Raw genomic sequence first — 13,096 nt, 5'->3', positions numbered from 1 at the left:
GACAGTCTAACCACACGCCGCATGATAATAATTCCCCATATCGACCGCGGAGGTCCCATGAGAAAACTAGCGTTAATGTTCGCGTTGTGCGCTGCCTCAGTTGCGCTACCTGCACAGCAGAAAAGCATTTACAACTTCACCATAAAATCCATTGACAACCAGCCCGTCAGCCTTGAGAGCTACAAAGGCAGCGTGGTACTGCTGGTCAACGTCGCCAGCCGCTGCGGCTATACCCCGCAATACAAGGGCCTTGAGGCCCTGTACGAAAAGTACAAGGACAAAGGCCTGGTCATTGTCGGTATTCCCGCGAACAACTTTGCGCAGCAGGAGCCCGGCACAAACGAAGAGATCAAGACCTTCTGCTCACGCAACTACAACGTGAGCTTTCCCATGATGTCCAAGGTCTCCGTCAAAGGCGACGACCAGACCCCGCTCTACCATTTCCTTACCGATGCCTCGACCGACCCTCAGTTCGCCGGCGACATCAAGTGGAACTTCACCAAATTTCTCTTCGACCGCAACGGCCAGCCAGTAGCGCGCTTCGAGCCCGCCATCACGCCTGACTCCCAGACGGTTACCTCCGCCATTGAAGCCGCTCTCGCACGCTAGCTTCTCCACTCCAAAAGCAAGCGCAAAAACAGGCTCCGCAGAGATGCGGAGCCTCAGATTGCCGACAAAGTCAGTCTGGCGGTTTTAAGGAAGGACCCGGGGCTGAAGCCCTCTTGAATCCGTTGGCCTTATTCGTGAGGCTGAAGCCTCACGCTCCCTCCAGAAAAGCGAAGAGGGGGGTCATCGGGCCTTTTTGTGCTCATTATGTGTGGAGCACAAATGGGGTTAATCTTGTGCAAACTATTTTAAAATTTTTGCAGGCTTTCAGGCGGCCTTTTTTACGCGCAGGGTGATGCGGAGTCCGGCGGCGGTGGCCATTTTTACCAGCATGTCGAGGCCGAAGGAGTTGATTTTGCCGCGCATGAGATTGGAGATGCGGGGCTGGGTGACGCTGAGGCGCTTGGCGGCTTCGGCTTGCGTCCATTTTTCGCGCTTGATGTGATTTGTAAGCCTGAACATCAGCTCCGAGCGCAGCTTCAGGTTCTCTCTTTTGGCGGGATCGGGTTCGATGGCATCCCACACATTGTCGAATCCTTCATCTTTCATCCGCGTAACTCCTTGACCAATTCTTTGTAGCGGCTTTGAGCCAGTTCCAGGTCCTGCCGGCGTATCTGTTGCGTCTTCTTCTGAAAGCAGTGAAGAACATAGACCGCTTCAGCGAAGGTTGCGACATACATGACACGGAATGCTCCGCTCTTGTCGCGAATTCGGATTTCACGAACGCCAGAGCCGACAGTACCCATTGGCTTCCAATCGTCGGGGTCGGTTCCCTGCTGCACCAGATAAAGCTGATAACCGGCTTCAGAACGAGCGCTCTCAGAAAAACTGCCGAGATCGTCATGAGAACTGCCTCGGAAGAAAAGACGCTTAACGGGGCGATCCACACATGGAATATATAAAATTCTGCATATTTGGGCAAGGATTTGTTGCGAGGGTGCGGTACGCTACCCCACCTGTTGCGATAGCGAGCGAAGAGCAAAAGCAAAAACGACCGCAGGTTCTTCCCTTCGCCTGAAGTACGGCTGCGTCTCAGTGACTGTGTAATGTCAAGCCGTGCGGTTATGGAAAAGGCGGAAAACGGCTGATGCATTTCTATCTCGATGCATTCGACATGCAGGATGCTACCACCAGGCCGGCTGTGCGCTTTTGTAGAGAAAGAACATCACATCAGGCCAATTAACGAAAGCAAAGCGAGCAAGATGTCGGAAATGTCAATGAACCACTTTCAGGCTGAGCCCGTATCGCGGGGCGTAAAACAGGCGAAGCGCCACCTGATGCGGTGACGCTTCACCCATGTACTCCGGTGTACTCCGGGATTAGCGCGGCAGGATGACGTTCTTGTCCTGCGGAGCCTGGCGGATGATGGAGCGGTCGAGTTTGAGGTGCGCTTCCGCCATCTTGTTTGGCATGCGCGCGATCCATTGGTTGAGTGAGACATCCTGGTAGCGGGCTGTTTTGAACATTTCGAGGAAGACCAGGTCTTCCGTGCCGGTGTTTTCGATGGTGTGACCGGCCATGCTTGGCACGTAGCCGACATCGTTGGCGTTGAAGTCCATGGTGCGGGCTTTGGCGCCGGTGGTTACAACGGTCATGCGGCCTTTGCCGCGGATCCAGTATTGCCACTCGCTGACGTTGGGGTGCCAGTGCATCTCGCGAATGGCACCGGGCTTGAGGGTGACCATGGCAGCGGCAATGCCTTTGGAGACGGGAAAGTTGGTGGAATCGACGATGCGCGCTTCGCCTCCGGCGGTCTTCATTGTGGGCTGCATGGCGTTCATCTTGAAGGTGTACTTGTTTTCGGTTTCGAGATTCTCGCCGAGGAAGCGCTTTTCAGCTTCAAGTGAATCGGGCAGCGAGGCCTCAAAGATATAGAGCTCTGTGGGCGGCAGCTTGTCGAATTGCGCGCGCGGCCAACTGGTGTTTTTCTGAAGGATTTCCGGCGAGGTGTGCGCGAGGAGCTCGGAGAGCAGGAAGGTGTCATCTTCAGAGAAATTGCCTTCGTCGAAGACGAGGAGAAATTCGCAGCCGTCCTGGCCGAGGCCCTGAATGGAATGCGGATAGCCCGCGGGGAAGTACCAGAGATCGCCGGCTTCGACATCCTCGAGGAACATTTTGCCATTGGGCTGCATGACGCTGATGCGCGCTTTGCCGGTGAGCATGATGGCCCACTCGTTGGCGGTATGCCAGTGCAGCTCGCGGAAGGAGCCGGAGGTGAGGCGCATGTTCACGCCTGCCAGATCGTGGGATGGCGGCAGCTCGCGCTGGGTGACCTGGTGGGTCCATCCGCCGCCCTGCATGCGCTTGGGCGCAAGATCAAACGAGTACCAGATGGGGCCGGGATTGCCGTGATCGGTGAAGGGCGGATTGTTGGCACTGGGATTCTGCTCAAGCAGGCTTTTGTTTTCGGGGCCGGGATCGCTGGTGTTGTCACCCTTGCGGCCCGCGAGCTGCTCGGTGCGGGTCTGCGCAAGGACCGGCGCGCCGAAGAGTCCCGCGCCGGCGAGCGCGGCGGCTCCGACAAACAAGCGGCGTGAAAGGGGCTTCTGAACGGGTTCGAATTCGGGGTTTTTGACTTCCGATTCCGTTGTGAAAATCATGTGAACTATCTCCTTCTTCAAACTGCGCGACCTTTACGAACGACCGTAGATGCTTGAGTTCCAAGACGTGATTCCCAGGCAGAGTTACGGCTCATGCGGCTCGGACTGTGGCAAATTGATCGTATCGTTTTCGGAGCCGGGGAAGAAGCCCTGCTCCTGGATGGCACTGAATGCGGTATATTCTGGATTGCACATGACGGATTTTTCGCATCCAACGGATTAGATTGCCTGTATTCGTATGATTCTGCGTAATTAAACCGTAGTGTGAGGCTGGCCCGTGACACCTGATGAAGAGGTACTGAGCGGAGTTCCGCAGGGTGGCCTGGCAAAAGACGTCGCCAAGCTATATTCGTATGCGCATATTGAAGAAGGAAACTACCGCAGCTTTTCGCGCCCGTCCAAGATGGCTGGGCGTCCGCTGGCGGAAGTAACCGAGAGTTCGACCGCTGCGGCCGCAGAGGCTCCTGAAGCGGCGAAAAAAGAGCCACAGTTGTCGACCGCACCGGCCAAGCCGATTGCGCCCCAGGCTGAACCTGCGCCGCGGGTACGAACAGCATCGCCGTCCAGAGCGCCGGTTACGATCCCGAGCGCGCCGGTACGGAGTCCGGCCCGGCCGGTGTGGAGTGAGGGCAGCAGCAAGCCATCGACCACACCAAAGACGGCGATTGCCATCTGCTCCATTGCGGGGGGAACGGGCAAGACTACCTTTGTGGCGAATATCGGACGCATTCTGAGCGCGCAACATGAGAGCGTGCTGCTGGTGGACACCTCGGGAAGCACACTGCTGCCGTTTTACTTTGGCGCGGAGGACACCCGCGGTGGCATGCGCACTTTTCTTTCGCCGGAGCCGGGATCTCAACCGATGTACGTGATTGGGAATGAGAGCCCAACGAGCGAGTGGCTGAAAGACGAGGTGAGGCCCGCCATGCAGACTGTGCAGAGGACGATCTTCGATCTGGGCCCGGCATCGTTCAGCCTGATACCTGAGATTTTTCCACTATGCGCGGTGGTTGTAGTGCCGCTGCTGACGGATCTGAACTCGATCATGAGCATTCCCCGGATTGAGGGTTATCACCGCATGATGGACAAACAGGGGGTGGTGGCGCCGCTGCCGGTGTATGTCTCAAACAAGTTCGACATAGAGAGCGAGCGTGAACGAAGCGGTCGCGAGCTGATTGCACGCGAAGTGGGCGAGCGGCTTTTACCGATCACAATACGCCGCAGCCCGAAGGTCTCTGAAGCAATTGCCCAACGTATGACGGTCACCGACTATGCCGGAGAATCCGCCATTGCGCAGGAATTTTTGCAACTTGCCTTATGGCTCAAAAAGGCCGCTCCGGTGGCTCAACTTGCGAGAACCACAGGACGGTGGAGCGAAGCATGACGACAACGACGACGCGCCTTGTGAACCAGTGGGGTTCCGTAGGCGAGAAGACCGGCTACTGGGCCATGCTGCTGAGGCTGCTTATTTACTGCGCACTTCTGGGGCTGGCCTGGGAATGCATCTCCATGGTGTATCTGTGGCCGGAGCAGGCGATTCTGGCCATCGCTACGATTCTTGTGGGCTATCTGATTCATCGCATCTCCGGCTCGGAGGCGATTACGCTTGCGCTGATGCTGGCTTCCCTGATCTCGACGGCGCGCTACGCTTATTGGCGTGTCACGACCGTGTGGGTGGCGATAGCGACGAATGGCCGGGGCATTGGCGTCCTCAATATCATCTTCATGCTGATTCTGCTTTCGGCAGAGTTCTATGCGTTTGTCATTCTTACGCTGGGCTACTTTCAGACCATTCGACCGTTGCGCCGCCCGCCTATCGCCATGCCGGACGATATAGACGAGTGGCCGCATATCGATGTGCTGATTCCTACGTATAACGAGGATCTGACTATCGTCCGCACTACGGCGATTGCGGCCATGAACATAGATTATCCGCATGACAAGCTGCATGTGTTTGTGCTGGACGATGGACGGCGCGAGGCGTTCCGGGAGTTCTGCGAGAGCGCAGGCGTGGGCTACATTACGCGCAATGACAACAAGCACGCCAAGGCCGGCAACATTAACGCGGCGCTGAAGACGATGAATTCGCCATACGCGGCGATCTTCGACTGCGACCATATTCCCACGCGCAGCTTTTTGCAGATGACGCTTGCCTGGTTTCAGAAGGACCAGAAGCTGGGAATGATGCAGACGCCGCACTTTTTTTACTCGCCTGATCCGTTTGAGCGAAATCTTCATTCGTTCCTGGAGATTCCGAATGAGGGTGAGCTGTTTTACGGCCTGATTCAGGACGGCAACGACCTGTGGAACGCCACCTTCTTCTGCGGCTCCTGCGCGATTCTGCGACGCACAGCGATTGACGAGATTGGCGGCATTGCTGTGGAGACGGTGACGGAGGATGCGCACACTTCGCTGCGGATGCAGTCCCTTGGATGGAACACGGCGTATATCAACATTCCGCAGGCAGCAGGGCTGGCGACGGACAGCCTGGCCGGCCATGTGGGGCAGCGCATTCGCTGGGCACGCGGCATGATTCAGATTCTGCGCACTGACAATCCGCTCTTCAAGAAAGGGCTGGCCGCGTCACAGCGGCTCTGTTACACGAACGCAATGATTCACTTTCTGTATGCGGGGCCACGGCTGATCTTTCTTACATCGCCTTTGATTTACATGGTTCTGGGATGCATCAATATCCCTGGCTACTGGGCTGCGATTCTGGTCTACGCCGCGCCGCACTTGTTTCTTTCGAACCTGGCTAACTTCCGCATGCAGGGCAAGTATCGCTACTCCTTCTGGAACGAGGTGTATGAGACGGTTCTGGCGCCGTACATTATCGGGCCTACGCTGCTGGCGCTGATCAATCCCAAGCTGGGCAAGTTCAACGTGACGGCGAAGGGCGGGATCGTCGACAAGAGCTACTTCGATTCGGTGATTGCGCGGCCGTATGTCTTTCTGATTTTGCTGAACGTACTTGGCCTGCTGATGGCGCCCATCCGCTTCTTCTGGTTGAATCCAGGCCATCCGGGCACAATCGTGATGAACATCATCTGGATTCTCTTCAACATGGTGATTCTGGGTACGGCTAACGCAGTGGCGTACGAGTCGAAGCAAACGCGCGGGGATGTGCGCGTGAATACCCGCAAGCGGGTGGCGATTGAATTGCCAGACGGCACCAGAGTGGCTGGCGAAACTGTGGATTTATCGCTGGGCGGCGCGCGGCTTACTGTCCCGCAGATGCCCGCATTCGAAGACGACACGCCGGTCAAGCTGGTGTTTCCGCAGCGCGATGGAGAAGCAGTATTTCCGGCGCAGGTCGTAGTCGCGAAAGATAAGGATGTGCGAGTTACGTTTGCATCGCTTTCGGAGGGAGAAAACGAGTTGCTGACTCTGGTGCTTTATGGGGATGCAGACGCGTGGCTGAGCCGCATGGAGTATCGCAAAACAGACCGGCCCATGCACAGCTTTGGACGCCTGATGAAACTTTCGGTTCGCGGTGTTTACTGGGCGCTGTTTGGCTGGTTGCCGAGAAAGAAGCAGGCTGCCGCGGCCGCAGCGCTTCTAGGATTTCTGATGCTGGTAGCCGGAACTGCGAGCGCACAGGCTCCATACATCCCTCCGCTGAGGCCGGCTTTTGGACAGATGACTGCGCCGGGCGCCTCGACGGCGAATAGCGGCGTCTATTCAAGCTCTTTCACGCTCAAGGACGTTGGCGTGCCGCAGGCGATTATTTTTCGCGGGATGGATGCCTCCCAGAGCATTCCATTCTCACTGCCGCAAACTGCCGTGGTGAGTAAAGCCGTGCTCAAGCTGCACTATGCGTTTTCTCCCAGCCTCATTCCGCAGCTTAGCCACCTGAATGTCATGCTGAACGGCACGCTTGTGGCAACCCTCCCGGTTCCACAGAGTACCGGACAGATGCAGAAGGAGATCGACGCGGAGATTCCTCTGCCTGCTGAAATGATCATCCGCGACAATGTGCTGCGGTTTCAGTCCGTTGCTCATTACACGATGCAGTGCGAAGACCCGTCGCATTCCGCGCTATGGAGCCGGGTAGAGAATACGAGCCGCGTTGAGCTCTCCGGCGCGATGACGGATGTGGCCGATGACCTGAAGATTTTGCCGCTACCGTTCTACGACGGCTCGGTGGGCAAAGACACCGCGACTATTCCCGTGGTCTTTGCTTCGCAGCCAGACAAGCCGTCTCTCAATGCGGCGGGCGTTGTGGCTTCGTGGTTCGGCCTGCAGATCAAATCCAAGCCACTGAATTTTCCGGTCATCTTTGGCGCGAGTTTTCCCAAGGGAAACGCGGTGCTGCTGGTGGAGAATGCCCAATCGCTTCCACCGGGGCTGAACCTGCAGGTAAATGGACCGGTACTGGCCATGCGGACCAACCCGGTGGACCAATACGGCAAGATTTTGATTGTGGCGGGCACAAGTCCGGAGCAATTGCTCATCGCGGCGCAGGCGCTTGCCACTGGCAGCTTGACATTGCAGGGAGATACCGCGCAGATAGGACAGTTCAAGTTACCCGATCCGCGCGGCGCGGACGACGCTCCGCTATGGCTGCCGACGAACCGCAACGTTCCTTTCTGGGATTACTCAAGCACGACACAGTTGCAGAGTGATGGATCCGCTCCCGTGGCGGTGTATCTGCGCGTACCACCAGACCTGTACTTCGGCGACCGAAAAGTGTTGCCGATGCGCGTGAATTACCGCTATAACGCCGTGGCACTGGCCAATGAGTCTACGCTGCGCATCGACGCCAACAGCTTAATGGTGCAGCAACTCCCCATGCCGCATGAGGACAATCCGCACAAGCAGCTCACCAACGAGGTATCGGTACCTCTGGTGAATATGCGGCCCTTCGCCAACACCATGCTCTTCAATTTCTATTTCCAGATTGTCAAGAAGGGCAACTGCCAGGACACTCCGCCCATCAATTTGCAGGGCGCCATTTTGCGCGACTCCTATCTGGACATCAAGGGGCTCTATCACTGGGCGGCAATGCCGAATCTTGAACTCTTTTCCAACGCCGGCTTCCCTTTTACCCGCTATGCCGATCTTGCGCAGACAAAGATTGTGCTTCCTTCGCAGGCAACTGGATCGGAAGTAGGACTTTACCTTTCACTGATGGGCTACTTTGGCGAGAGGACCGGCTACCCCGCCGTGCGTGTGCAGGTGGCTGATCCATCCGAACTGGGACAAGATGCGGACTACCTTGTGCTGGGCACTGCTACCGATCAGCCTGCCTTCGACAAGCTGAATGACAAGCTGCCTGTGGCCGTACATCAAAACGGCTACACCGTTCAGGATTCCAGCGGCATCTTTCACGCCCTTGAACATGAATGGTGGCAATTGGCCGAATTGCGCCCGCAATGGTGGTGGAAGCTGGGCAAAGACGAAGGCCGCAGCGGAGTGATTGAGAGCGTGGGCAGCTTGCCGGATGCAATTATCCAGGGCATAGAGTCTCCGTGGACGCATAACCGATCCGTGGTGACGATTACGCTCAAGCAGAGCGAGTCAGCCGCGCCGTTTACGGATGCGTTCTGGAAAGTGTCGGAAGCAAGCGACATCAGCGAATCGGTGAGCGTGCTGCATGGGACTACCTTTACGTCCTATCGCGTGGGCGATCGCTTCTATCACGTAGGCAATCTGCCTTGGTGGGAGCACCTGCGGTACTGGTTCGTCGAGTTCCCGTGGATCATTGTTCCGCTCACATTTATCCTGGGCCTCTTTGTGGTGCCTTGGATCCGCCTCAGGCTCAACAGGCGTGCGAAGGAGCGCCTGAATCCGCCGCCTGCGGTCAATGCCTAACCGCCGCACAGCGGTAGCTCCCGCAGCTGTGAGACTGCAAAAACCAGAGCCGAAACGCCCTCCCGTCATCTACGATTGCCTACGTGAGCACTTCGCCTTTTGCGATCTTCAACCAGCAGCCTTTGGACCACGAGCGCTTCGCCGCCCACCGGGAGCTTGAGTCACAGCTCAGAGCCGTCGTTCGAGGTGAAGTCAAATTCGACATGGGCTCCCGCGCCCTCTATGCCGCCGACGCCTCCAACTACCGCCAGCTTCCCGTCGGCGTCATCCTGCCCCTCGACGCCGCCGACGTCGAGGCCGCGCTCGCAGCCTGCCGCTCCGTCGGCGCCGCCGTACTGGCCCGCGGAGGTGGAACCAGCCTCGCCGGCCAATGCACCAACGTAGCCGTAGTCTTCGACTACTCGAAGCACATGAACCGGCTGGCCTCAATTGACCCGCTGACCAGGCTAGCCGTCGTTCAGCCCGGCATCGTCCTCGACCGTCTGCGCGAAGCCGCCGAAGAACACCACCTCACCTACGCGCCCGACCCCGCCACACACTCACGCTGCACCCTCGGCGGCATGATGGGCAACAACAGCTGCGGAGTCCACGGCCTCCTCGGCGGCAAAACCGTCGACAACGTAGAGCGCCTCGACATCGTTCTCTACGACGGCACCCGACTCTCGGTCGGCAAAACGAGCGATGAAGAGCTAGCCGCAAAAATCCGCGGCGGCGGCCGTGAAGGCGAAATCTACGCAGGCCTGGCCCGCATTCGCGACCGTTACGCCCCACTCATCCGCGAAAAATTTCCACGCATACCGCGTCGCGTCTCCGGCTACAACCTGGACGAGTTGCTCCCGGAAAACGGCTTCCACGTAGCCCGCGCCCTCATCGGCTCAGAAGGCACCTGCGCCACCATCCTCTCCGCCACGCTGAATCTCGTAGCCAGCCCGCCACATCGCGTGCTCACAGCACTCGGTTTCCCCGACGCATTCCTCGCCGCGGACGCCGTACCGCAGGCGCTCGAACACTCACCCATCGGCCTCGAAGGCATGGACGACCTGCTGCTCAGCTTCATGCGCCGCAAAAATTTAGCCGTCGAAAACGTCGGCCTTCTGCCCAAAGGCGGCGGCTTCCTGTTAGTCGAAATGGGCGCATGGACTCCGGAAGAAGCGCAATCCAAAGCCGAAGCCCTGGTCCGCGCCGCACAATCCTGGCCCGTCGTGCCTTCCGCCCGAATCTACGGCGCCGATGAAGCCAGGCGCGTCTGGTCCGTCCGCGAATCCGCCCTCGGAGCCACCGTCTTTGTCCCCGGCGAACCCGAAGGCTGGGAAGGCTGGGAAGACGCCGGCATTCCACCCGAGCACCTCGGCGCGTACCTGCGCAAACTCACCACCCTCATGGCCGAGTACGGCTACCGCAGCGCGCTCTACGGCCACTTCGGCCAGGGCTGCGTCCACCTCCGCATTAACTTCGATTTCCGCAGCGAAAAAGGCATTCGCGATTTTAGAGAATTCCTGGACCGCGCCACCGATCTCGTCCTCAGCTTCGGCGGCTCCATCAGCGGCGAACACGGCGATGGGCAGGCCCGCGCAGCATTGCTACCCAAAATGTTTGGCCCCGAGATCATGGAAGCTCTCCGCGAGTTCAAAATGCTCTGGGACCCGGCCAACCGCATGAATCCCGGCAAGCTCATCGATGCTGTCCGCGTCTACGACCCAGCTGAGAACCTCCGCCACAGCCCGTTGCAGCCACACACCCCACTCACCACGCACTTCGCTTTCACAAAGGATTCCGGATCACTCGAACACGCCACCGAGCGCTGCGTCGGCGTCGGCGCATGCCGCAAAGCCGAAGGCGGCGTGATGTGCCCAAGCTACCGCGCCACCGGCGATGAGCAGCACTCCACCCGCGGACGCGCGCGCCTGCTCTGGGAGATGCTTTCCGGCGATCTGCGCTCGGAAGGCTTCGAAAGCCACGCCGTGCATGAAGCGCTCGACCTCTGCCTGAGCTGCAAAGCCTGCAAGACCGAATGCCCCGTGCAGGTAGACATGGCGCAGTACAAATCCGAGTTTCTCGCTCAGCATTATAAAAACAAACCGCACCCGCTGCGTCATTACGTCTTCGGCTTCGCAGACAAGCTCGCAAAGTGGGGATCGATCACACCCGGCCTGACCAATGCCATTCTCAATGGCTCGCTCACAAGCCCACTCATCAAGCGTGTCGTAGGCATTGCAAAGGAACGCGACCTGCCGCGACTGGCACAGAAGAGCTTTGTGTCAAGGCACGGCTTTAGCCGTGCCGAAAGCAGCAATAAAACGGATGGGGCTTTAGCCTCTGCGGGAACCGTCGCCCTCTGGCCCGACACCTGGAACAACTACTACCACCCGCAGACTCTCACAGCCGCCGAGTCACTACTGTCGGACGCGGGCTTCAATGTACAAATACCACACGGCCACTTCTGCTGCGGACGTCCACTCTACGACTTCGGCCTGCTCGACGCGGCTAAGAATTACCTGTCAGACGTACTCACGCGGCTTGCCCCAGAGATCGACTCTAACCTACCTTTTATCTTCCTGGAACCAAGCTGCGCCAGCGTCTTCAAGGACGAGTTACCCGAGCTCTTCCCCAACGATCCACGAGCAGCGAAGTTAAGAGAGAACGTCTGGCTTCTCGCCGACTGGCTAGCCGCCAAAGCGCCGCAATCTGTCGCAGGCAAACTCACCGGCAAGCGCGTGCTCATCCACGGTACGAAGTCTCAAAAACCATCGCAAACCTCGGCTTGCTCGGCCCCATCGAGTCTGCCACTCAAGAAACACTCATCGTAGCCGATGGATTCAGTTGCCGCGAACAGATCGCGCAGCTAGGACGTCGCGAAGCCATACACATCGCTGAAGCGCTGACGACTGAGGCCCGAAAGTAAACGGCACTTACTGAAGCTTTGTGGCTTCGTCTAGCTTCTTCTGTGCCTCTTCGGGCTGGCTCAGCGCCTGAAGCACTTGTGCGTGCATACGCAGATCCTGATCCAGGCTGCGACTGTAAGAATCGCCATGCTTAAAGCCAACTTGTTTGGCCCAGGCAATGGCCTTTCTTCCAAAATCTTCCGCTGTCGTGAAATCTTTATCAGCCGAAGCCGGATCGCCCGTCTTGGCTTCGGCAAGGGCGAGGACCGTATAGGCGGCATTACTGCCGGAGTTGTCATCGTGCCCAAGCCGAACAACTTCGACGGCCTTCTTTGCCCAGGTTAATGAAGTGCTGGGGTCGTTGTTGTATGCAGCAGCCCATGCCGCCCATGTAAATGATGACCGTTTTTCAATGAATCGCCTATCGGAAGCAAACTGCTCGGCAATCTGCGCTGCATGGTTACAGGTATCAGCGGCCTTGGCCACATCCGTATGCTGCGAGGCTAGCTTGATGCATTCGTTTGAGACAGGGAAGTACTCCTGCGCGGTCTTCTTCTCGTCTGGCGTTGGAGCATCTTTGCCCAGGTCAAATGCGATTGAAATTTGTCCCTTAGTGGCAACCGCGTTGCCGTTCTGTACAAAAGGTTGAAATATCCATTGGTGCAATGCATCAATGGCAGCCTGACGCAACATTGGAGGGCCACTCAATACTGTAACGGTTTCTGGTTTGCCGCTTGTATTGACCTGCACGGACAGCACTACTGTTCCCTGAACCCGAGCAGCCTTAGCGAGCGCAGGATAAACCGGCTCAGCTTTATGCTCAATGTGCTGCCGCATAGTTGCTTCGTCAGTATCGCTTACAACCTGTGGAGCTGTAACGGAGATGCTGGCGAGCACACAAATCGCAGCTAGGGCAAGCGAACGGAGTTGCATAGAGTCTCCTAAATTACGCCTATACTATACTGTAGAAGGCAGCGAAACTTCACCGCTGCAATGCTTGCGATGCCATCAACTCAGGACAGGCTCAGCCCTCTACTTCGGCTCGTCCGCATCCTTCTTCTTCTTCTTGAAGAGCCCGCTGATCGCATTCCCGGTTGCGGAGACAACGCCTTTTGCCGTCTGCTTGACCAGGATGTGCGCAGCAGCCTTTGTATCCACCACAAAGACCGGCTTCTCCACCGTGCCCACAATGGT

General features: G+C 57.7%; 8 protein-coding genes. 4 read left to right on the top strand and 4 right to left on the bottom strand.

Going from position 1 to position 13,096, the window contains the following annotated elements; genetic code table 11:
• Positions 1-57 precede the first annotated feature (57 nt).
• Complete coding sequence (locus tag ABSG47_RS05005; RefSeq protein WP_424167210.1) at positions 58-609, top strand: glutathione peroxidase; 552 nt, start codon at positions 58-60, stop codon at positions 607-609.
• A gap of 264 nt (positions 610-873) precedes the next feature.
• Here the strand turns inward: ABSG47_RS05005 and ABSG47_RS05000 are convergent, their stop codons facing one another.
• From ABSG47_RS05000 to ABSG47_RS04990, 3 genes are all read right to left on the bottom strand, one after another.
• Positions 874-1,155 carry a helix-turn-helix domain-containing protein gene (locus ABSG47_RS05000; protein WP_424167207.1) on the bottom strand — a complete coding sequence of 94 codons (282 nt, stop codon included), beginning with the start codon at positions 1,153-1,155 and terminating at the stop codon, positions 874-876.
• Positions 1,152-1,493: a type II toxin-antitoxin system RelE/ParE family toxin gene (locus ABSG47_RS04995; protein WP_424167204.1), complete on the bottom strand. Its 342-nt coding sequence runs from the start codon at positions 1,491-1,493 to the stop codon at positions 1,152-1,154. The genes ABSG47_RS05000 and ABSG47_RS04995 overlap by 4 nt, the downstream gene beginning before the upstream one ends.
• Before the next feature lie 432 nt (positions 1,494-1,925).
• Positions 1,926-3,206, bottom strand: a complete 1,281-nt coding sequence (locus ABSG47_RS04990; RefSeq protein ID WP_424167201.1) for a cupin domain-containing protein — start codon at positions 3,204-3,206, stop codon at positions 1,926-1,928.
• Positions 3,207-3,483: 277 nt separating this feature from the next.
• Here ABSG47_RS04990 and ABSG47_RS04985 point away from each other — a divergent pair, with 277 nt between their 5' ends.
• The 3 genes from ABSG47_RS04985 to ABSG47_RS04975 all read left to right on the top strand — a co-directional run bounded on the left by ABSG47_RS04985 (position 3,484) and on the right by ABSG47_RS04975 (position 11,827).
• A complete protein-coding gene (locus ABSG47_RS04985; RefSeq protein ID WP_424167198.1) occupies positions 3,484-4,590 on the top strand; it encodes a cellulose synthase operon protein YhjQ/BcsQ in 1,107 nt (368 codons plus the stop codon).
• Complete coding sequence (gene bcsA / locus ABSG47_RS04980) at positions 4,587-9,020, top strand: UDP-forming cellulose synthase catalytic subunit (RefSeq protein WP_424167195.1); 4,434 nt, start codon at positions 4,587-4,589, stop codon at positions 9,018-9,020. The genes ABSG47_RS04985 and bcsA overlap by 4 nt, the downstream gene beginning before the upstream one ends.
• Positions 9,021-9,103: 83 nt before the next feature.
• Entirely contained in the window at positions 9,104-11,827 is a 2,724-nt protein-coding gene (locus ABSG47_RS04975; protein WP_424167193.1) for an FAD-binding and (Fe-S)-binding domain-containing protein, read from the top strand.
• A 102-nt stretch (positions 11,828-11,929) separates the two neighbouring features.
• On the opposite strand, the gene ABSG47_RS04970 is transcribed toward ABSG47_RS04975, so the two are convergent.
• Positions 11,930-12,835: an energy transducer TonB gene (locus ABSG47_RS04970; RefSeq protein WP_424167191.1), complete on the bottom strand. Its 906-nt coding sequence runs from the start codon at positions 12,833-12,835 to the stop codon at positions 11,930-11,932.
• Between the last annotated feature and the right edge of the window lie 261 nt (positions 12,836-13,096).

It is taken from the genome of Occallatibacter sp., assembly GCF_049510455.1.
Classification (GTDB): Bacteria; Acidobacteriota; Terriglobia; order Terriglobales; family Acidobacteriaceae; genus Telmatobacter.
This window is presented reverse-complemented; position numbering and strand designations above follow the sequence as displayed.